18 protein-coding genes are annotated in these 21,252 nt (G+C 70.3%); 4 read left to right on the top strand and 14 right to left on the bottom strand.

The window, feature by feature from the left end; all coding sequences use genetic code 11:
• Positions 1-1,212, bottom strand: a complete 1,212-nt coding sequence (locus HZF19_RS01500; protein ID WP_208026950.1) for a pyridoxal phosphate-dependent aminotransferase — start codon at positions 1,210-1,212, stop codon at positions 1-3.
• Positions 1,213-1,289: 77 nt separating this feature from the next.
• Here HZF19_RS01500 and serC point away from each other — a divergent pair, with 77 nt between their 5' ends.
• Positions 1,290-2,417, top strand: a complete 1,128-nt coding sequence (gene serC / locus HZF19_RS01495; protein WP_208026977.1) for a phosphoserine transaminase — start codon at positions 1,290-1,292, stop codon at positions 2,415-2,417.
• Positions 2,418-2,419: 2 nt separating this feature from the next.
• Complete coding sequence (locus HZF19_RS01490) at positions 2,420-4,147, top strand: class I adenylate-forming enzyme family protein (RefSeq protein WP_208026949.1); 1,728 nt, start codon at positions 2,420-2,422, stop codon at positions 4,145-4,147.
• 38 nt (positions 4,148-4,185) lie between these two features.
• Here HZF19_RS01490 and HZF19_RS01485 read toward each other — a convergent pair whose 3' ends face one another.
• The 7 genes from HZF19_RS01485 to ilvD form a co-directional block, all read right to left on the bottom strand.
• The gene (locus tag HZF19_RS01485) at positions 4,186-5,076 is read right to left on the bottom strand and encodes a hypothetical protein (RefSeq protein ID WP_208026948.1); all 891 of its coding nucleotides are present in this window, start codon (positions 5,074-5,076) and stop codon (positions 4,186-4,188) included.
• A 299-nt stretch (positions 5,077-5,375) separates the two neighbouring features.
• The gene (locus tag HZF19_RS01480) at positions 5,376-6,689 is read right to left on the bottom strand and encodes a bifunctional o-acetylhomoserine/o-acetylserine sulfhydrylase (RefSeq protein ID WP_208026947.1); all 1,314 of its coding nucleotides are present in this window, start codon (positions 6,687-6,689) and stop codon (positions 5,376-5,378) included.
• A 90-nt stretch (positions 6,690-6,779) separates the two neighbouring features.
• Positions 6,780-7,832 carry a ketol-acid reductoisomerase gene (gene ilvC, locus HZF19_RS01475; protein WP_208026976.1) on the bottom strand — a complete coding sequence of 351 codons (1,053 nt, stop codon included), beginning with the start codon at positions 7,830-7,832 and terminating at the stop codon, positions 6,780-6,782.
• Between the two features lie 29 nt (positions 7,833-7,861).
• Entirely contained in the window at positions 7,862-9,106 is a 1,245-nt protein-coding gene (locus tag HZF19_RS01470) for a glycosyltransferase family 87 protein (protein ID WP_208026946.1), read from the bottom strand.
• A 2-nt stretch (positions 9,107-9,108) separates the two neighbouring features.
• Positions 9,109-9,651 (bottom strand): acetolactate synthase small subunit, encoded by a 543-nt coding sequence (gene ilvN / locus HZF19_RS01465; protein WP_208026945.1) that lies wholly within the window; start codon positions 9,649-9,651, stop codon positions 9,109-9,111.
• Positions 9,651-11,492, bottom strand: a complete 1,842-nt coding sequence (locus HZF19_RS01460) for an acetolactate synthase large subunit (protein WP_208026975.1) — start codon at positions 11,490-11,492, stop codon at positions 9,651-9,653. Before HZF19_RS01460 ends, ilvN begins: the two co-directional genes overlap by 1 nt.
• Positions 11,493-11,630: 138 nt before the next feature.
• On the bottom strand, positions 11,631-13,310 hold the full coding sequence (gene ilvD / locus HZF19_RS01455; protein WP_208026944.1) for a dihydroxy-acid dehydratase: 1,680 nt from the start codon (positions 13,308-13,310) through the stop codon (positions 11,631-11,633).
• Positions 13,311-13,407: 97 nt separating this feature from the next.
• On the opposite strand from ilvD, the gene HZF19_RS01450 reads away from it, so the two are divergent.
• Entirely contained in the window at positions 13,408-14,787 is a 1,380-nt protein-coding gene (locus HZF19_RS01450) for an MATE family efflux transporter (protein WP_208026943.1), read from the top strand.
• Positions 14,788-14,819: 32 nt separating this feature from the next.
• On the opposite strand, the gene HZF19_RS01445 is transcribed toward HZF19_RS01450, so the two are convergent.
• From HZF19_RS01445 to HZF19_RS01425, 5 genes are read right to left on the bottom strand one after another with little or no spacing between them, the layout of a single operon-like run.
• Positions 14,820-15,335 carry a hypothetical protein gene (locus tag HZF19_RS01445; protein WP_208026942.1) on the bottom strand — a complete coding sequence of 172 codons (516 nt, stop codon included), beginning with the start codon at positions 15,333-15,335 and terminating at the stop codon, positions 14,820-14,822.
• Between the two features lie 44 nt (positions 15,336-15,379).
• Positions 15,380-16,843, bottom strand: coding sequence for an Asp-tRNA(Asn)/Glu-tRNA(Gln) amidotransferase subunit GatB (gene gatB, locus HZF19_RS01440; protein ID WP_208026941.1), 1,464 nt, complete (start codon positions 16,841-16,843; stop codon positions 15,380-15,382).
• Positions 16,840-18,267, bottom strand: a complete 1,428-nt coding sequence (gatA, locus tag HZF19_RS01435) for an Asp-tRNA(Asn)/Glu-tRNA(Gln) amidotransferase subunit GatA (protein WP_208026940.1) — start codon at positions 18,265-18,267, stop codon at positions 16,840-16,842. The genes gatB and gatA overlap by 4 nt, the downstream gene beginning before the upstream one ends.
• Complete coding sequence (gatC, locus tag HZF19_RS01430) at positions 18,264-18,566, bottom strand: Asp-tRNA(Asn)/Glu-tRNA(Gln) amidotransferase subunit GatC (RefSeq protein ID WP_208026939.1); 303 nt, start codon at positions 18,564-18,566, stop codon at positions 18,264-18,266. The genes gatA and gatC overlap by 4 nt, the downstream gene beginning before the upstream one ends.
• Positions 18,567-18,608: 42 nt before the next feature.
• Positions 18,609-18,965, bottom strand: coding sequence for a 4Fe-4S dicluster-binding protein (locus tag HZF19_RS01425; protein WP_307781113.1), 357 nt, complete (start codon positions 18,963-18,965; stop codon positions 18,609-18,611).
• A gap of 186 nt (positions 18,966-19,151) precedes the next feature.
• Between HZF19_RS01425 and HZF19_RS16165 the strand changes: the two genes are divergently transcribed.
• Positions 19,152-19,565, top strand: a complete 414-nt coding sequence (locus tag HZF19_RS16165; RefSeq protein ID WP_208026938.1) for an SCP2 sterol-binding domain-containing protein — start codon at positions 19,152-19,154, stop codon at positions 19,563-19,565.
• A 36-nt stretch (positions 19,566-19,601) separates the two neighbouring features.
• Here the strand turns inward: HZF19_RS16165 and HZF19_RS01415 are convergent, their stop codons facing one another.
• A complete protein-coding gene (locus HZF19_RS01415) occupies positions 19,602-21,161 on the bottom strand; it encodes an MFS transporter (protein ID WP_208026937.1) in 1,560 nt (519 codons plus the stop codon).
• Between the last annotated feature and the right edge of the window lie 91 nt (positions 21,162-21,252).

Genomic DNA, 21,252 nt, shown 5'->3' with positions numbered 1-21,252 from the left:
CTACGTCGCAGTGGCGAGCAGCGCGCCGATGCGCGACACCCCTTCGACCAGGTCGTCGTCGCTCAGCGCGAATGAGAGCCGGGCATAGCCGGGCGCGCCGAAGGCCTCGCCGGGCACGATCGCCACCTTGGCCTCCTCCAGGATCAGCTCGGCCAGGTCGAGCGTGGTGGCGGGCTGGCGACCGGCGATCGTCCTGCCCAGCACCCCCCGCATCGACGGGAAGGCGTAGAACGCGCCCTGGGGCTCGATGGCCGTGACGCCGGGGATCTCGTTGAGCATCCGATGGATCGTGCGGCTCCGACGCTCGAACGCGGCCCGCATCTCGGCCACCGCATCGAGGTCACCGGCGACCGCGGCGAGCGCGGCTCGCTGGCTGACGTTGGCCACGTTGGAGGTGACGTGCGACTGGAAGTTGGTGGCCGCAGCGATGAGGTCGGTCGGGCCGATCATCCAGCCCACCCGCCAACCGGTCATCGCGTAGGTCTTGGCCACGCCGTTGAGCACCACGCAACGCTCCGCCAGCTCCGGCACCAACGCGGGCATCGACGCGAAGCGGTGCTCGCCGAAGGTGAGGTGCTCGTAGATCTCGTCGGTGACCACCCAGATGCCCTTCTCGAGCGCCCACTCGCCGATGGCTCGCACCTCGCTTTCGGGATAGACCACCCCGGTCGGGTTCGACGGGGAGACGAACAGCAGCGCCTTGGTGGCCTCGGTGCAGGCCGCGTCGAGCTGCTCCACGGTGACCCGGAAACCGGTTGACTCGTCGGTGGGGAGCACCACGGCTCTCGCTCCCGCGAGCGCGATCGGCTCGGGGTAGGTGGTCCAGTAGGGCGCGGGGAGCAGCACCTCGTCGCCAGGGTCGAGCAGCGTGGTGAGCGCGTTGTAGACCGCGTGCTTGCCACCGTTGGTCACCAGGACCTGGTCGGAGGAGATCGCCAACCCCGAGTCGCGCCGGGTCTTGACCGCGATTGCCTCCTTCAGCTCGGGCAAGCCTCCTGCCGGGGTGTAGCGGTGGTTGCGAGGGTCCCGGCAGGCCTCGACCGCGGCCTCGACGATGTGAGGCGGGGTCGGGAAGTCCGGCTCGCCCGCTCCGAAGCCGATGACCGACTCGCCGGCGGCCTTCAACGCCTTGGCCCGGGCGTCGACGGCGAGGGTGGCGGATTCGGTGATGGCCGCCACACGGGCGGCGATGCGCTGGTGGGTCGGTGTCATGGCGGGTCGGTCCTCGGACAGCGGCCGGATCGGAGGGTCGAAGGGCGACGCTAGCGTGACAGACCGTGACCAGCGAGATCCCGGACATTTCGATCCCGGCCGGCCTGCTCCCGGCTGACGGACGGTTCGGGTGCGGCCCTTCGAAGGTCCGCCCCGAAGCGGTCGACGCGCTCGCCGCGGCCAAGACCACCTACCTCGGCACCAGCCACCGGCAGGCGACCGTGCGGTTCATGGTGAGCGCCCTGCGCAACGGCCTGGCCGAGCTCCTCGCGCTGCCCGACGGCTACGAGGTCATCCTCGGCAACGGTGGCACCACAGCGTTCTGGGACGCGGCCACGTTCGGGTTGGTGGAGCGCCGCAGCCAGCACCTCTCGTTCGGTGAGTTCTCGGCGAAGTTCGCCGCCGCGGTCGCGGCCGCGCCCCACCTCGACGAGCCGGAGGTGATCGACTCGCCACCCGGCACCCATCCCGAGTCGACGCCCACGCCGGACGTCGACGCGTACGCGCTCACTCACAACGAGACCTCCACCGGGGTGGCCATGACCCCAGCCCGGCCGCCCGGCGTCTCCGCGGGCGAGGCCCTGGTGCTGGTCGACGCCACCTCGGCCGCCGGCGGGCTGCGCTTTGACCCCACCGAGGTCGACGTCTACTACTTCGCGCCCCAGAAGTGCCTGGCTTCCGACGGCGGCCTCTGGCTGGCGGCGGTGTCGCCCGCGGCGCTCGAGCGCATCGAGCGCATCGCCCGCTCGGGGCGATGGATCCCAGCCTCGCTCGACCTCTCGATCGCGCTCGAGAACAGCCGTAAGGACCAGACCTACAACACGCCCGCGCTGGCCACCATCTTCCTCGCCGTGCAACAGGTCGAGTGGATCAACGGTAACGGCGGGCTCGAATGGGCGGCCTCGCGCTGTGACACCTCGGCGGAGATCATCTACGGCTGGGCCGAGCGCAGCGACCATGCCACCCCCTTCGTCGAGCGCCCCGAGGATCGCAGCCACGTTGTGGCCACCATCGACCTCGACGACGCGGTCGACGCGAACGTCGTGGCCGGCGTGCTGCGCCGCAACGGCATCGTCGACACCGAGTCGTACCGCAAGCTGGGCCGCAACCAGCTCCGGATCGCGCTGTTCCCCGCCATCGAGCCGGCCGATGTGGAAGCCTTGACGCACTGCATCGACCATGTGGTGGGCGCGCTGAGGGAGTGACGATGGCGACGACCGCGGAGATCAGGGAGCTGCTCACCGGCCCCGGAGGTGCCTTCGAGGTCGTCACCGCGACCATCGACGGCGTCGAGATGAAGATCTACAAGGACCGTCTGCCGCACCTCCGGGCGGTGGCTGAGATCGCGGCGGGCCGCGGCGACGGCCAACCCTTCATCGTGTACGGCGACCGGCGCATCGGCTTCGGGGAGTTCTTCCGGCTGGCCAACTCCGTTGCCAACCACCTGCGTGAGGATGTCGGCGTGGTCCACGGCGACCGGGTGGCCGTGCTGTCTGCGAACAACCCCGAGTGGTGCCTCACGTTCTGGGCCACGGTGAACAGCGGCGCCATCCTGGTGGGGCTCAACGGCTGGTGGAAGGCCGACGAGATCCTCTACGGCCTGCGGGACTCGGGCGCTCGGGTGCTGGTGGCGGACCGGGACCGCATCGCCCGCATCGCCGGCTCGCTCGGCGAGCTGCCCGAGCTGGAGGCGGTGTACCTGATCGATGCGGAGCCCGCCGACGTCGGGGACGACCCGCGCCTGCGCCGGTTCGGCGAGCTCACCGTGAACCCCACACCGGCGTTCCCCGACACGCCGATCGACGAGGCCGACTACGCGGTGATCTTCTACACCAGCGGCACCACGGGGCGACCGAAAGGGGCCATCTCCTCCCACCGCAACATGGTCGCCAACCTCCAGAACACCGTCTACAACACGGTCGCCGCCGGCATGGCCGACCCGGGCTCGACCCCCGATTTGCGCGCCGGTGCCCCGACACAGACGGCAGCCTTGCTGACCTCGCCCCTGTTCCACGTCTCCGGGTGCCATTCGAGCCTGGTGGTGGGCACCCTCGGGGGGGTGAAGCTCGTCATCCCGGAAGGCCGGTTCGAGCCTGCGAAGGCGCTCCAGCTCATCCAGGACGAGCAGGTGACCATCTGGGCCACGGTGCCCACCATGGTGTGGCGGGTGTGCGAGTTCGAGGGCCGTCACGACTACGACACCTCCACGGTCACCTCCGTCGCCTTCGGCGGTAGCCCCTCGGCGGAGGAGCTGCAGCGGATGGTGCGTGAAACGTTCCCCAACGTCCGCAGCACCTCCAACGCCTACGGCCTCACCGAGACCAGCTCGGTGGCCACCGTCATCAACGGGCAGGACGCCATCGACAAGCCGGCCTCCGTCGGCCCGCCGGTGCCGGTGGTCGACATCCGCATCGTCGACGCCAACGGCAACGACGTGCCCCAGGGCCAGACCGGCGAGGTGCTCATCAAGGGCCCGATCGTCATGCCCGGGTACTGGGGCAAGCCCGAGGCCACGGCGGAGATCCTCGACGAGGGCGGGTGGTTGCACACCGGCGACATCGGTCACCTGGATGCCGACGGCTACCTCTACATCACCGACCGGGCCAAGGACATGATCATCCGCGGCGGGGAGAACGTGTACTGCGTCGAGATCGAGCAGCGCCTGGTGCAGCACCCCGAGATCGCGGACGCCGCCGTTGTCGGCGTGCCGCACCCCGAGCTCGGCGAGGAGGTGAAGGCGGTCATCGAGGTGGTGCCCGGTAGCACCCTGACCGAGCGCGACGTGCAGGCGTGGGTGGCCGAGACGCTGGCCAACTTCAAGGTGCCCGCGTACGTCGAGCTACGTACGGAGAAGCTGCCCCGGAACGCTTCCGGCAAGCTGCTCAAGAACGTGCTGCGCGGCTCGGGTGAGGTGAGCTTCGCCGAGACCATGTGAACGCGCGGCGCCCGGCGGCGCGATCACATGGGCCGGGCTCAGCCGGTGAACCGTGGCGTCGCCTGTGGGACCGACGTCGCCCCGGCGGTCGTGGTGGTCGTGGAGGACGACTCGACCGGCTGGGAGGTGGTCGTCGTGGTCGGTGTTCCCGAGAGGGACGCCAGGTAGGCGAACACGTTGCGAACGAACACCGAGTTGGCCACCGCGCCCATCCCCGCACCGTCGACGCAAGAGACGTCCGCGGTGGAGAAGACGTCGACATCCGCGACCAGCACCACTGGACCGGAGCCGGGCCCGAGCGCACCCGGCGGGAGCAACGCCACGGCGGGCCCGAGACCTGGGTCGGCTTGGGCAATGGCAGAGGCGGCGCCCAGCCCCGAGTAGATGCCCTGGTTACCCGAGAAGGTGATCGTGGTCACCGTCCCGAACGGACCGTTGATCAGCGGGGAGGCCGGGGCGACGGGTGTGGCTGACGAATAGCCGCTGTCGGCCAGGGTGAGGCCGAAGAGATCGGCGATGTTGTGGTTGGTGTCGTCGGTGGTGGCGATCACCGCGCCCCCGCCGAGCACGAAGTCCAACAGCGCCGCTCGCTCCTCGGCGGTGTAAGTGCTGGTCTGGACCCAGCCGGTGAAGAAGACGTCGACTCCGTCGAGCGAGCCGGGGGTGACGGTGTCCACCCCGGGGCTGGGGAGCGAGATGGGCCGCTCGACGACGCCGCCGGCCCCGAAATTCGCGGTGTCACTCAACATGGCTCGCAGGTCATCTCCGCAGAACGAGAAGAGCCCCCAACCGGAATCGACCCGATCGTCGGAGTAGCCCGACACCACCAGTGGGGCCTCGGCGGCCGAGCTGGTGGTGGGGGCGACGGCTGGTGCGGCGATCAGGGCCACGAGCAGGAGAGCGGTGAAAGTTCTCGACGGTGAGCGCATGGCGGAGGACGCTAGCTCAACGCGGTTCAGCTTCGCTCGACTCCGCGGCTCGCCGTCCGCTCAGGTGGCCGAGCCGAGGGAGTCGAGTGCAGCGGTGAGCGCCGCGGCCGCGGACTCGGCGAGCGGGGCCAGCGCCGGCTCCGTTCATGGATGGCGGGATCTCGTCCCCGCCACCTCGAGTGTGATCGAGCGGGCGGTCCTGGACGCGGCGCGAACTGCCATGCCCCCGATGGTCGGTGGCCATCGGCCGCTGTCTCCCCCTGACGAAGCGGTACGACGACGGCCGCGGCCGCCAGGGCTCATCCTGCTGCGGCGAAGCCCTTCTCCAGGTCGGCGATGATGTCCTCGATCGTCTCCAGACCCACCGACAGGCGCACCAGCCCCGGCTCGACCCCGGTGTCGCGCTGCTCCTGCTCGGTGAGCTGGCTGTGCGTGGTCGTCGCCGGGTGGATGGCCAGGCTTCGCACGTCGCCGATGTTGGCCACGTGGCTGTGCAGCTCCAGCGCCTCTACGAAGCGCCGGCCGGCCTCGACCCCTCCCTTGATGACGAACGCCGGCACCGAGCCCGCACCCCGGCCACCGGTGTAGCGCTGGACCCGCTCGTACCACGGTGATCCCGGCAGGCCGGCGTACTGCACCCGCTCGACCTGCGGATGCTGGGCCAGGAACTCGGCCACCGCCCGGGCGTTCGCGTTGTGGCGCTCCATGCGCAGGCTCAGCGTCTCGAGCCCTTGCAGGAACAGGAAGGCGTTGAACGGCGACACCGCGGCGCCGATGTCGCGCAGCAGCTGGACCCGGGCCTTGAGGATGTAGCTGCCGGGGCCGAGCGCCGGCCAGTAGGCGAGCCCGTGGTAGCTGGGGTCAGGATCGGTGAACATCGGGAACTTCCCGCTGGCGGAGAAGTCGAACGACCCACCGTCGACGATCACGCCGCCGATGGACGTGCCGTGCCCACCGATGAACTTGGTGGCCGAGTGCACGACGATGTCCGCGCCGAGCTCGAGCGGGCGGATCAGCCACGGCGTGGCCACCGTGTTGTCGACGATGAGGGGGATGCCCGCCTCGTGCGCGACGGCCGACACACCTTCGATGTCGAGGACGTCATTGCGGGGGTTGCCGATCGTCTCCCCGTAGAACGCCTTGGTGTTGTCGCGGATGGCCCCACGCCACTCGTCGAGGTCGTCGGGGTCATCGATGAAGGTGACCTCGATGCCCATCTTGGGCAGCGTGTAGTGGAAGAGGTTGTAGGTGCCGCCGTAGAGGGCCGCGGAGGACACGATGTGGCTGCCGTGCTCGGCCAGGTTGAGGATGGCGAAGGTCTCCGCCGCTTGACCGCTCGACAGCGCCAGCGCACCAGGGATGCCGATCGCGGTGGTGCAGCCGCCTTCCAGGCTGTTGATCCGGGCCTCGAACACCGCCTGGGTCGGGTTCATGATCCGGGTGTAGATGTTGCCCACCTCGGCCAGGGCGAAGAGGTTCGCGGCGTGAGTGGTGTCGCGGAACTGGTACGAGGTGGTCTGGTAGATGGGCACCGCGCGGGAGCCGGTGGCCGGGTCTGGTTCCTGACCTGCGTGGATCTGGCGGGTCTCGAACCCCCACTCGGACTCGGGCATGGCGGATCCTCCTCGGGCGGTGTGGTCGCAGCGAAGCGGCGCCAGCCTAAGGTCTGCGAGCGCCGCGACCCAACGAGCTCGCCTGGGCGGTCAGCCCTGGCCGCCGGAGGCGTCCTGCACGCGGGTCTTGCCCGCGCTGATCCAGGGCATCATCGCCCGGAGCTGCTCACCCACTTTCTCGATCTGGGCCTCCTTGCCCGCCGCCTCCAGAGCCAGGAAGTTGGGGCGGCCGGCCTCGCTCTCGGCGATCCACTCCTCGGCGAACTTCCCCGAGCGGATCTCTTCGAGGATGACCCGCATCTCCGCCTTCACGGCGTCGTTGATGACCCGGGGGCCACGGGTCAAGTCGCCGTACTCGGCGGTGTCGGAGATCGAGTAGCGCATCCCGGAGATGCCCTGCTCGTACATGAGGTCGACGATGAGCTTCAGCTCGTGGAGGCACTCGAAGTACGCGATCTCGGGCTGGTACCCCGCGTCGACCAGCGTCTGGAACCCCGCTTGGACCAGGGCGGTGGTGCCTCCGCACAGCACCACCTGCTCACCGAAGAGGTCGGTCTCGCACTCCTCGGTGAAGGTGGTCTCGATCACCCCCGCTCGCGCCCCGCCGATGGCATCCGCGTAGGCGAGCCCGAGTTGCTTGGCCTTGCCGGTGGCGTCCTGTTCGACGGCGAGCAGGCACGGCACGCCGCCACCCTCCTCGTAGGTCCGGCGCACGAGGTGACCGGGGCCCTTGGGAGCGACCATCACCACGTCGACCCCGGCCGGCGGGACGATGCGACCGAAGCGGATGTTGAAGCCGTGGGCGAAGAACAGCGCGTCACCGTCGTCGAGGCCGGGCGCGATGTCGCGCTCGTAGATGGCCTTCTGCTCCGTGTCGGGCGCCAGGATCATGATCAGGTCCGCCTCGGCCGAAGCCTCCGCGATGGACGCGACCTTCAGCCCGGCAGCGGTGGCCTTCTCCCGCGAACTCGATCCCTCGCGCAGCCCGATGCGCACATCGATGCCCGAGTCCTTGAGGTTCAGGGCGTGCGCATGCCCCTGTGATCCGTACCCGATGATCGCCACCTTCCGGTTGGCGATGACGGAACGGTCGGCGTCCTTCTCGTAGTAGATGTTGGCCACCAGTCGCTTCCCTTCAGTGATGGCTCGCACCCGCGAGCGGCTCTACGAATCTAGGTGATCGGCGGGTGCGCGCCCGCAGCGCCGGCAGCGCCCGGGCCGGGCACCCGCGCAGCTCGGCGCTCCGCCGTCCATCGGGCCGCGGCCCACCCGAGGACCCCGACCGTCACCACGAACACCGGGGCCACTCGCAGTGAGTTCGACCACGGCTGGAGCAGCGAGATGCCGTAGACGACGGCTACCGCCCACCTGGTGCGGGTGGACGTGGCGAAGCCTGCCGCCAGGATCGCCAAGGCGAGCACGAGCAGGCCGCCGTCGTAGTAGATGGCGTGCGGCGCGACCAGCAGCACGACCGGCGCGGTGACCGCCATGAGCGCCGGCACGGCCGAGCGCGGCGCGCGCCACCACCACCCGGCGACCAGGCACGCCGCCACCGCGGCGAGACCCCATCCCACCACCTGGGCCACCGGGGCGCCGAACCCCCACAGCGACTCCGCCACCCCCAGGAAGGAGATGGCGTTGTGCCCGTTGGCGGGGGCGTCGGCCTCGGCTAGCCAGCTCACCTGGTCGAGCCACTCACCCACCCAACCCCAGCCCGCCAGCTCGGCTCCGGCCAGGTACGCGAGCACCCCCGCAGCGGCCACCACGCCGAGGGAGCGCCAGCGGCGGGTCACCACCAGCACCACCACCAACACCACCGCGTACTGGGGTTTGAGCAGCAGCCCGCCCGCCGCCAGCCCAGCCAGCAGCTCACGCCCGTCCCACATCCCCCGGGCGAACGCGGCTACCGCCAGTAGCACCAGGGCGGTGTTCTGCCCGCCCGTGACCCCCTTGAACAAGGGGTAGAACACCAGCGCGGCCAGCACCGTCTGCTCGAAGTACCGATCGACCAGCGGTGCCATCGGACGCACCAGCCAGAGGGCGGCCACCGCGGCCGCCACCATCGCGGCGGTGTGCACCGCGTAGGAGAGGCGATAGGGCAGCTGGGCGAGCGCGGCATACGGGAGGGCGTCGTAGGGCGGGTAGGCGAAGTACAGCTGCCCACCGTCACGCTCGTCGCCGAAGAGTCCCTGCTGCTCGCGAGCCTGGGCCTGCGGGTCGTAGAGCCTGGAAGGGTCCTCCAACAGGAGCTTCCCCGCGGCATAGAAGGACGGGTAGTCGCCTCCGAGCCTTCCGCTGGCCGTGGTCGAGCCCGAGCCCGTCAGCAACGCCACGGCGAAGGCGATGCCGAGCGCGGCCAGCAGCGCTCGGGTGTTGCGCACCAGCGCCGGTGACGGGCGACCGAGCGGAGGACCCACGCTCAGGCGGGCGGGTCCTCGATGTCCGGCGTGCGGCGCTCCAGCTTCGGCAGCGCGACCCGACCGGTGCGCTGCAGGGCGACGATCCCGTAGTTGCCGATCAGCTCCTCGAAGTCGTCGAGCTTGCTCGGTGAGCCTTCCAGCGACACCGTCAGCTCGCGCCACCCGACGCTGAGGATCCGCCCCTCGAACACCCCGACCAGCTCGATCACCTGACCCCGCACCTCTGGAGGCGCAGCCACGGTGGCCAGCAGCAGCTCGCGCTCGACCGCCTCGCCGGGAGCCAGCTCGTCGATCTTCACCACGTTGATCAACTTGTCGAGCTGCTTGATGATCTGCTCCAGCGGGGCGGACTCCACGTCGACCACGATGGTGATCCGGCTGAAACGATCGTCCTCCGTCGGGGCGACCGCCAGGGAGTAGATGTTGAACCCCCGGCGGGCGAACAGGCCCGCCACCCGGGTGAGCACCCCCGGCTTGTTCTCCACCAGGACCGTCAAGATGTGGTGCTTCGCTGAGGCGCCACGATCGGGGGCCACGTTCATCAGTGACCTCCCTCCCCGTGGGCCGGGTCGACGATGATCTCGTCGTTGCTCAGCCCGGCCGGCACCATCGGGTACACCTTCTCGCGGCTGTCGGTGCGGAACTCGATAACCACCGGCCGGTCGTCGATCTCGTTCGCCTTCTCGATGGCCGGCAGGACCTCCTCGGGCGACTCGACGCGCATCCCGATGCAGCCCATGGCCTCGGCCCACATCTTGTAGTCGGGCAGGTCGGGTGACAGGTAGACCTCCGAGTAGCGCTCCTCGTAGAACATCTCCTGCCATTGGCGCACCATGCCGAGATAGGCGTTGTTCAAGATCGCCACCTTGACGGGGATGCGCTCGCTCGCCGCCGTGACCAGCTCCTGCGCGGTCATCTGGAAGCACCCGTCGCCGTCGACCGCCCAGACCATGCGGTCGGGACGCCCCACCTTGGCCCCGATGGCGGCCGGCACCGCGAAGCCCATGGTGCCGAGCCCGCCGGAGTTGACCCAGGTGTAGGGGTGGTTGAACTTCCAGTACTGGCTGGTCCACATCTGGTGCTGGCCCACCCCCGACGCCACGATGCAGTCGTCGGGCGTGTTGTCCCGCAACGTCTCGAGGACGAACTGCGGCTTGAGCGCTTCGCCCGGCTCCGACGGCTGGTAGGTGAGGGGGTAGCGCTGCTGCCACTCGCGGATCTGCTCGCCCCACGCCCGGCGATCGGGCTGGCGTGACGGGCCGCCGAGCTCGCCGATCGCCTCGATCAACGCCTCGATCACCAGCCGGGCGTCACCCGCGATGCCCACATCGGGCCGGCGCACCTTGCCCAGCTCCGCGGGGTCGATGTCGACGTGGATGATCTTCGCCTCGGGGGCGAAGGCCGGCACCTTGCCGGTAACCCGGTCGTCGAAGCGGCTGCCCAGGGCGATCAGCAGATCGGACCGCTGCATCGAGGTGACCGCGGTGTAGTTGCCGTGCATGCCGGGCATGCCCAGCGCCAGCGGATGGTCGTCGGGGAACGCCCCCCGGGCCATCAGCGTCGTGACCACATGGATACCCGTCAGCTCCGCCAGCTCGCGCAGCACCTCGGCGGCCCGGGCTTTGAGGATCCCGCCTCCCGCGTAGATGACCGGCCGCTCCGCGGCGAGGATCAGCTCGGCCGCCCGGCGGATCGCCTCGGGGTCGCCAGCGGTCACGGGGCGGTAGCCGGGCAGGTCGACCTCCTCGGGCCAGTACCAGTCCATCGCCGAGCGAGGGTTCTTCGGATCGACGATGTCCTTCGGCACGTCGACCAGCACCGGGCCGGGGCGACCGGTGGTGGCGATGTGGAACGCCTCGCGGATGATCCGGGGGATGTCCTGCGCGTCGCTGATCAGGAAGTTGTGCTTGGTGACCGGCATGGTGATGCCGGTGGTGTCGCACTCCTGGAACGCGTCGGTGCCGATGGCTGCGTAGGGCACCTGCCCGGTGATGACCACGATCGGCACGGAGTCCATGTAGGCGTCGCAGAGCGGGGTCACGATGTTGGTGGCCGCGGGGCCGCTGGTCACCATGGCCACCCCCGGACGGCCGGTGGCATGGGCGAATCCCTCGGCCATGTGGCCGGCACCCTGCTCGTGACGCACGAGGATGTGGCGGATCGGCGAGTCGATGATCGGGTCGTAGACGGGGAGGATGGCGCCGCCGGGGAGCCCGAAGATGGTCTCGACGCCCTCCATCTCCAGGGCCTTGATGAGGGCCCGGCCGCCGTCCATCCGCCTGCCGCTGCTCGGTGTGGTCATCTCCGTTCCTTCACTGCTCCTGTCGGTGGTGGGTCTCGCGATGGCGCTCGGGGCGCTGCCGTACCGGTCCGAAAACTGCATCGACCTCCCGATCGGGAGGTCGACGACGCGCACGCGGCAAGCTCGGGCGGCGTGCGCTAGGTGACTACTACGAGGGCCCGGGGCGTGCTCATGACGCCACCAGCGTGCCACGGCCCCGGCGCCGAGGCAACCTCCGTCTCAGGCTTCGGTGATCGCACCGCGCTCCGCGCCCTGCGCCAGCCGGGCGTACTTGGCCAGCACACCGGTGGTGTAGCGGGGCTCAGGCAACTTCCAGTTCAGGCGGCGACGCTCGAGCTCGGTGGGCTCGACCAGCAGGTCGATGGTGTGCGCATCGGCGTCGATCACGATGCGGTCACCGTCCTCGACGAAGGCGATCGGCCCGCCGTCAACCGCTTCGGGCGCCACATGGCCCACACAGAACCCGTGGGTGCCACCGGAGAACCGGCCGTCGGTCACCAGCGCCGCGTCGGCGCCCCGGCCTGCGCCCTTCATCGCACCGGTGACGGCCAGCATCTCGCGCATGCCCGGCCCGCCCTTGGGTCCTTCGTAGCGGATGACCACCACGTCGCCGGGATCGATCCTCCCGGCCAGGATGGCCTCCATGGCCGCCGCCTCACCGTCGAAGACCCGGGCCACGCCTTCGAAGCGGTCGAAGTCCAACCCGGCCACCTTCACCACCGCGCCCTTCGGCGCCAGGGAGCCCGTGAGCACCGCGATGCCTCCGACCTCGTGGATGGGGTCGCGTACCCGGTGCACCACCTCACCGTCCGGAGCGGGCGGATCGAGCGCAGCGAGGTTCTCGGCCACGGTCTTGCCGGTCACGGTCAGGCAGTCACCGTGCAGCAGACCGGCCTCGAGCAGCTCTCGCATGACCACCGGCACCCCACCGATGCGGTCGATGTCGGTCATGTGGTACTGCCCGTGGGGCTTGGTGTCCGCGATGTGCGGGACCCGGGCCGCGACCCGATTGAAGTCGTCCAGCTCGAGCTCGACCCTCGCTTCGTTGGCGATGGCCAGCAGGTGCAACACCGCGTTGGTCGAGCCGCCGAGCGCCATCACCACTGCGATGGCGTTCTCGAACGCGGCCTTGGTCATGATGTCCCGGGGCCGGATGCCGAGGCGCAGCAGCTCGACGACCGCCGCGCCGCTGGCCCGGGCGATGTCGTCGCGGCGGCGGTCCACCGCGGGGGGCGAGGCGGAGCCCGGCAGCGACATGCCGAGCGCCTCGCCGACCGAGGCCATGGTGTTGGCGGTGAACATGCCGCCGCAGCTCCCCTCGGTGGGGCACGCGTTGCGCTCGATCCGGTCGAGCTCCTCCTGGGTGATCTCGCCGGCGGCGCGCGCCCCCACCGCTTCGAACACCGACACGATGTCGAGGACCTGGCCGTTGCAGTTGCCGGGCAGGATCGAGCCGCCGTAGACGAACACCGATGGCAGGTTGAGGCGGGCCGCGGCCATGAGCATGCCCGGCAGCGACTTGTCACAGCCGGCGAAGGTCACCATGGCGTCGAAGCGCTCGGCGTGCATCATGGTCTCGACCGAGTCCGCGATCACCTCCCGGCTGACCAGCGACGCCCGCATCCCCTCGTGACCCATCGAGATGCCGTCGCTCACCGCGATGGTGGTGAACTCGATGGGGAACCCGCCGGCCGCCCGCACGCCCTCCTTGGCCCGCTTCGCCAGCCGGTCCAAGGGCAGGTTGCAGGGGGTCACCTCGTTCCACGACGAGCACACCCCGATCTGGGGCTTGTCCCAGTCGTCGTCGGTCATGCCCACCGCTCGGAGCATCGCCCTGGCGGGCGCACGCTCGAAGCCGTCGGTGACCTCGTGCGAGCGGGGCTTCATGGGGTTCGTCATGCCCCGAAGGTTAGGCTCCCCCGCCGGCCACTCGCGCCGCGAGACCTGCCCGCCTCCCTACCCGTCCGTCCCTGCTCCGACTCATGCTCCACGCACCGTGAGACATCCGTTGCGGCGCGATCCGCACGACGCCGAGATCCTGAGGTTGGCCCTCCCCGCGCTCGGTGCCCTGATGGCCGAGCCTCTCTACGTCCTCGCCGACACGGCGGTGGTCGGGCACCTGGGCACTGAGCCCCTCGCCGGGCTGGCCGTGGCCAGCAGCATCCTGCTGATCGGCTACTCGCTGTTCATCTTCCTGGCCTATGGCACCACTGCCTCGGTGGCCCGCCTCCTCGGGGCGGGCGACGAGCGCCGAGCCGCCCACGAGGCCGTACAGGGCATGTGGCTGGCGATGCTCGTCGGGATGGTCCTCGCCGTTGCCGGCTACGCGCTCGCCGGACCGCTGGTCGCCCTGGTGGGCGCCAGCGGATCCGTGCGCACCGAAGCGTTGACCTACCTGCGCATCAGCCTGATCGGCATCCCCGCCATGCTGGTGGTACTCGCCGGCACCGGCTACCTGCGCGGCCTGCAGGACACCCGGACCCCGCTACTCGTCGCCGTGTGCTCTGCGGCGTTCAACCTGGGCCTCGAGCTCGTGCTCATCATCGGGCTCGGCTTCGCCATCGGCGCCTCGGCGCTCTCCACCGTGATCGCGCAGTGGGGCTCGGCGGCGGTGTACGTCCTGTGGGTCCGGCGTGCGGTCCGCCGTCACAGGGTGCCCCTGCGACCCGACCCGCACAGCCTCCGCCGGCTGGTCGCCGTTGGTCGCGACCTCTTCATCCGCACGGCCGCGCTGCGGGGGGCGTTCCTCCTCGCCACCGCCGTGGCGACCCGGATCGGGTCCCCGGAGGTGGCTGCCCACCAGATCGCGTTCGAGATCTGGAGCCTCCTCGCGCTGGCCCTCGACGCGCTGGCGATCGCCGGCCAGGCGCTCACCGGACGGTTCCTCGGCGCCGCCGAGCCAGGGGTGGCCCGGGCCGCGGCAGGGCGGATGATCGAGCTGAGCATCGTGGTCGGCGTGGTGCTCGGCGCGGGGGTCTTGCTCACCCGCTGGGCGCTCCCCGAGGTCTTCACCGACGACGCCCTGGTGATCAGCCTCACGTCGTTCCTGCTGGTGTTCGTGGCGATCATGCAGCCGCTCAACGGGTTCGTGTTCGCGCTGGACGGCATCCTGATCGGCGCGGGTGACCTTGGCTACCTGGCCTGGGCGATGGTGGTGGCCGTCGTGGCCTTCGTCCCGGCGGCGATCGGCGTGCTGCTCTACGACGGCGGGATCGGCTGGCTGTGGGGCGCGCTGATCATCTTCATGGGGGTGCGAGCAGTCACCCTGGGACTGCGGTTCGCCGGTGAGCAGTGGGTGGTCGTCGGCCCGGACCGGTCACCGGTCCACCCACTCGAACCGACCAGCCGGACGGGCACGTCCCGACACCCCGGCTGACCGGTTCGAGTGGCTACGAGGCCGCGTGGAGATCACCCGCTCGTGCCGCACTCCTCGTTGATGTACCGCTCGATGTTCGCGTTGGCCTTCGTGTATTCCTCGCTGTCGAAGAACTCCCCGACCTCAACCAGGTTCTTGCTCCTCGAGATCCCGTCGGCGATCACCTGGAGGTCGTCGCGGATGTCGTCGGGCAGCTCACCCTCGAGGTCGTCGAGCGCCTTCTGCAGCTCGGCCCTGGTCTGCTCGTCGCCGGCGCCCAAGGCGTTCAGGTGGACGCTCGCGTAGGCCGCCCCGATCTCGAGGCAGTTGCCGAGCCCGCCGAGGTTGCTGAGGTCGAGCTCGTCCGTCGAGGCGCTGCCACCGGAGGAGCTGTCACCGGAGGAGCTGTCACCCGAACCCCCCTCCCCTTCGGCGCTCTCGGTCTCCGCCGAGGTCCCGGCGGTCTCCCGACCTCCTGCTTCCGTCGTCGTGTCGCTCTTCTTACTGCTGCAGCCCACCAGACCGGCCAGAAACAGACCAGCGAGCAACAGCGCACCCAGCTTGCGCATGGACCTCTCCTTCGTCGAGCCCCCCGGGCGGGGGTGCGCAAACCCTAGTTGCTGCCTGCACGCCGATCTTCGAGGAGCCGGGTCACCACCTTGCCGTCGGCCTTGCCCTTGGTGGCCTTCATGACCTGTCCGACGAAGAAGCCGGTCAACTTGCCCCGACGCTTGTCGTCGCCCGAGACGAATTCATCCCACTCGCCGGGGTGCGCGGCGATGAGCTCATCGACGACGACCTCCAGCTCGGCGGTGTCCATGGCCTCGAAGCCCCGGGCGAGGGCGATCGCCCCCGGGTCGCTGCCGGTCTCGATCATCTCGGCGAGCACCTGCTTGGCCTGGGTGGCCGTGAGCTGGCCGTCGACCTCCATCTGCACCAGCGCGGCCAGCGACGCCGGGTCGAGCCGCTCGGCGCCGTCGACCGCCAGGTCGTGCTCGACGTGGGTCAGCACCCGCCCGGGGTCGCCACCGGCGGCGATGGCCTGCAGCGCCAGCCCGTCGAGGCCGCGCTCGACGGCGATCGCGATCGCCGTGGCGGCCGCCGACGGCCCGCCGACCACCTCGGCCAGTCGGGCCCGGCGGTCGGCCGGGAGCAACGGCATCGACTCGTCGATGGCGGCGATCCACGCCGGATCGGGGACCAGCGGTACCAGGTCCGGCTCCTGGAAGTAGCGGTAGTCCTCGGCCTCCTCCTTGGACCGCCCCGAACGGGTGCGCCCACCCTCCTCGTCCCAGTGCCGGGTCTCCTGCACCACCCGCTCGCCGGACTCCAGCAGGTCGATCTGGCGCCGGGCTTCGTACTCGATCGCCCGCCCCAGCGAACGCAGCGAGTTCAGGTTCTTGATCTCACAGCGGGTGCCGAACGACGTCTCGCCCACCGGGCGCACGGACACGTTCGCGTCGACCCGTAGCGACCCCTCTTCCATCTTCGCGTCGCTCGCCCCGGTGGCCAACAGGACGCCGCGCAGCTCGCTCACGTACGCCTTGGCCTGGTCGGGGGAACGCAGATCGGGGCGGGACACGATCTCCACCAGTGGCACCCCGGCCCGGTTGTAGTCCACCAACGAATACCCGGCCTCGTGGATGCGCCCGCCACCGCCCACGTGGGTGCTCTTGCCCGTGTCCTCCTCGATGTGCGCCCGCTCGATGCCCACCCGGGTGCCATCGGCCAGCTCGAGCCAGCCGTCGACGTTGGTGGGTCGGTCGTACTGGCTGATCTGGTAGTCCTTCGGCATGTCCGGATAGAAGTAGTTCTTCCGGGCGAACACCGACGGTTCCACGGTGCAGTGCAGCGCTCGACCGAGCCGCATGGCCAGTTCGACCGCTCGGCGGTTGAGCACCGGGAGGGAACCGGGGAGCCCCAGGCACACCGGGCAGACGTTGGTGTTGGGCTCGGCGCCGAACTCGTTCGGGCACGCGCAGAACAGCTTGGTGGCGGTGGCCAGCTCGCAGTGCACCTCGAGGCCGATCACGTACTCCCACTCGCGCCCGGTGGTCGCGCTGGTGATGGTGGTCATGACGCCTCCTCCCTCGCCAGCTCGAGCACGGCGGCGGCTCGGAGCAGGGTCGCCTCGTGCAGGGCCGGGGCCAGCAGCTGCACCCCGACGGGCAACCCGTCGGCTCCCGTCCCGAACGGCACGGAAACCGCGGGATGGCCGGCCAGGTTGCTCGGGATGGTGCACACGTCGGAGAGGTACATCGACAGCGGATCGGCGGTCTTGTCCCCGAGCGGGAACGCGGTAGTGGGCGAGGTCGGCGAGAGGAGCAGGTCATGGTGCTCGTAGGCCGCCGCGAAGTCGCGCCCGATGAGGGTGCGCACCCGCAAGGCCTTGCCGTAGTAGGCGTCGTAGTAGCCGGCGGACAGGGCGTAGGTGCCGAGCATGATGCGGCGTTTGACCTCGGCCCCGAACCCCCGGGTACGGGTGGCGGTCATCATCTCCCCGGTGGTCGCCGCGTCGACCCGTGGCCCGTAACGCACTCCGTCGTAGCGGGCCAGGTTGCTCGACGCCTCGGCCGGCGCGATGAGGTAGTACGCGGACAGGCCGTAGGTGACAGCCGGCACCGACACCGGCTCGACCGTCGCGCCCGCCCGCGCCAGCGCGTCGGCAGCGGCGTGGACCCGCGCCACCACGTCCGCTGCCACCCCTTGGCCCAGCAGCTCGGACACCACACCGATGCGCAGGCCCTCCACCCCGTGGTCGAGCACCGCGGAGAGAGCAGGGACCGGTTCGGGGATCGAGGTGCTGTCACGCGGGTCGTGGCCGGCGATGACCTCGAGCACGAGCGCCGCGTCGGCCACGGTGGTGGTCAGAGGCCCGATCTGGTCCAGCGACGACGCGAACGCAACCAAGCCGTAGCGCGACACGAGCCCGTAGGTGGGCTTCACCCCCACCACGCCGCACAGCGCGGCGGGCTGGCGGATCGATCCGCCGGTGTCGGAGCCGAGCGCGACCGGGACGAAGCCCGCCGCGACCGCCGCCGCGCTGCCGCCGCTGGAGCCGCCGGGCACTCTCGTCTCGTCGTGGGGGTTGCGGGTCGGGCCGAAGGCGGAGTTCTCCGTCGAGCTGCCCATCGCGAACTCGTCCAGATTGGTCTTGCCGACGATGACCGCGCCAGCGGCCCGCAGCCGCTCCACCACGGTGGCGTCGTAGGGGGGGCACCACCCCTCGAGGATGCGCGACGAACAGGTGGTGGGCGTGCCCCGGGTGCAGAGGTTGTCCTTCAACGCCACCGGCACGCCGGCCAGGGGCCCCGGGTCCTCGCCCGCCGCCACCCGCCGGTCGATCGCCTCCGCCGCCGCTCGGGCTTCGTCGGCCAGCACGAGGTTGAACGCGTGGATCTGCGGCTCACGGGCCTCGATGGTCGCGAGGTGCTCGTCGAGCACGTCTCGGGCCGAGCGCTCGCCGGCTCGGATCGCCGCGGCCAGCTCCTGCGCGCTCACGGTTCCTCTCCCAGGATGGGGGGAACCCGGAAGCGCCCATCCTCGACAGCCGGCGCCTGGGCGAGCACCTCGTCGCGATCGACGCCTGGTGCGACCTCGTCGTCACGGAAGACATTGGCCAAGGGATAGGGGTGAGTCGTGGGCTCCACGTCGTCGAGGTCGAGCGCTTCGACATCCCGGGCGTGGTCGAGCACCGCGGCGAGCTGCCCGGTGAACAGGTCCAGCTCGTCGTCGGTCAGCGAGAGGCGGGCCAGCCGCGCCACGTGCGCGACGTCGGCCCGCGAGATCGGCTCGGACATAGGCGACCCATCGTAGGATCGGCGGATGGCCTCCGCGAACGGCTAGCGGTACGGGTCGCGAAGGGCCGGCTCGTCCCACCAGTCATCGGGTGCGGACGACCAGTCCGGGGCGGGGTGGATGCAGTCGACAGGGCAGGGGTCGACGCATTCCCTGCAGCCCGAGCACAGCTCGGGGATGACGACGACGTCGATCCCGTGGTTGAAGATGGCGCCGAACGGTGGGGGGCAGTGGCGGATGCAGGTGTCGCAGTTGATGCACGCCGCCATGTCGATGAACAGCGGCGGACGCTGCCACTTCGGGTTCCGCTGGCAGGTCGCCAACCGCTGGTCGCGCCCCGCGCTCACCGCTTCCTCACCGAGCTCTCCCACGCAGCCACGCCTCGCCTCACCGACGCTCACCCGCGGCGGGGTACGAGCGCCGGCAGTTCCCAGCGGTGGACTGGAGCCCCGATCCAATCTTGACCGAGCGGTCAAGCAAGCTCGGGGCACCTGCGCTACCGTGTCTCCCGCCGCCACTGGCGGCAGCTCCGGCAACGGTCCGTGGCCGGTGTGGGCAGCGCAGAGAGAGTCACAGAAGGAGTGTCCGTGGCCGAGAAGTACGAGTTCCTCAGCCCCGAGTGGATCGAAGCAGCGAAGAAGATCCGTGACGAGGCGCCGGCGCCAGCGAACCCGCCCGCACACGTCGTGCGGATGAACCAGATCATCACCGACGCGCCCTTCAACGGCGGCGAGGAGATCCATGTGCACATGGACACCTCCGACGGTGAGCTCAAGATGGACCTCGGTCACCTCGAGAACCCCGATCTGACGGTGACCGTCGACTGGGAGACCGCCAAGGCCATCTTCGTCGACCAGAACCCGCAGGCGGGCATGCAGGCGTTCATGGCCGGCAAGGTCAAGGTCCAGGGCGACATGACCAAGCTGATGGCGATGCAGCAGGGCGCGCCGGATCCGAACGCGCAGGCCATCGCCGAGAAGATCAAGGAGATCACGGCCTGAGCCGCTGATCGTCCGTGGAGGTCCGCGGAGGCAGGGTCACCGACGAGCGGTGACGACGAAGGCAGGCGGGGCGCCCTCCGGGGCGCCCCGCTCGCGTTCGGGCGCCCGGTCCCGGTGGGTACTGCGCACGAACAGCGCTGACAGCACCCCCATGCCCGCCGCGATCGCCCCGGCGAGGAACGCCGCGTGGTACGAGCCGACCAGACCGGCCACCGGCTCGCGGGCCGCCTGCACGGTCTGGAGGATCTGGATACCGGCCACCACCCCGACCTGGGCGACCATCTGCTGGGCCGCCGCCACCACCCCGAGATCGACCTCGTCGACCGCGTTGGCCACCGCGGCGGCCATGGCCGGCGCACAGGTGCCCATCCCCACCCCGGACAGCACGAGCGCGCCGACGATCAGCCAGTCCGAGGAGCTCGGCTCGACGAGGGCCAAGCCGAGCATGGAGGCGGTGATCAACGAGGCACCGATCACGGCGTTGGTCCGCTCGCCGATGCGCACCGTGACCCAGCCGGCGACCGGACCGGCGATCGCGAAGGCCAGCGGCCGCGGGGCCATGAGATCCCCGGTGCGGGCCTCGCCGTAGCCGAACACGCTCTGCAGGAACAGCGGGGTGATGATGAAGCCGCCCATGTACGCGAAGTTGGCGAAGAACTGGTTGGCGATCGGGAACGCGAAGTTCGCTCGCCGGAAGTAGCGCAACGGCACGAGCGGGTGCCGCACCCGCTGCTCGACCAACACGAACCCGACCGACGCCAGTGCCGACACCACGAACGCTCCCAGCACGACCGGGCTGCTCCAGCCGAGCACCGGACCGCGGTTCAAGCCGAGGAGCAGCGCTCCGACCGCGAAGGCGAGCACCGCGGAGCCGGCGGCGTCGAAGCGGACGTCGTGGCGCCGCTCGGTCTCGGGCAGCACCAGGAATCCGACGACCAGGGCCAGCAGGGACAGGGGCACCTGCGCCTCGAAGATGAGTCGCCACCCCCACGCCTCGACCGCCCGGCCACCGATCACCACACCGAGCATCGGTCCGCCGGCGGCGACGAGCGACCAGTAGCCCAGCGCCAGCGCCCGCCGGTGCGGCGGGAACAACTTGTTGATCATCGAGATCGACGCCGGCCCGATCGCCGCCCCGAGAGCCGCCCCGAGCACCCGGAAGCCGATGAGCGATCCCGCGTTCCACGCCGCCGCGGTGAGCGCAGCCGAGACGCCCACGCCCATGATGCTGATGAGGTAGACCCGCCGGGCGCCGAAGAGGTCGGCGAGCTTGCCCGCGGCGGGACCGATCACCGCGTAAGCGAGGATCGGTCCCGTGATCACCCACGTGAGGACGTCCGGGGTGGTGTCGAGATCATCGGCGATGCGGGTGATCGAGACCGACAGCACGGTGATGAGGAAGCCGACCGAGAGCAATCCGAACAGCGCCGCCATGAGCACGATCCACGGGTACCGATCGCTGGTCTCGGCCCGCCGCCGGAAGCGGTCCCGCCACAGCAAGGGCCACGGCACGATCGCGACCTCGTCGGCTCCCGGCGCCTCGACGGTGAGCTGCCCGGCCTCGTCCGCGGAGGTCGTGGAGGGGTCGGGAGGCACGCTCGCCACCATAACTTGACCGCTCGGTCAATCACGACCCGCCCCCAGCCTCTCCCAGCGGACTGTTCATGGATCCGCGGCTGTCGACCGC

It is taken from the genome of Rhabdothermincola sediminis, assembly GCF_014805525.1.
GTDB lineage: Bacteria > Actinomycetota > Acidimicrobiia > Acidimicrobiales > Acidimicrobilacustridaceae > Rhabdothermincola > Rhabdothermincola sediminis.
The sequence above is the reverse complement of the archived record's forward strand: the minus strand, read 5'-3'. Positions and strand labels throughout refer to the sequence as shown.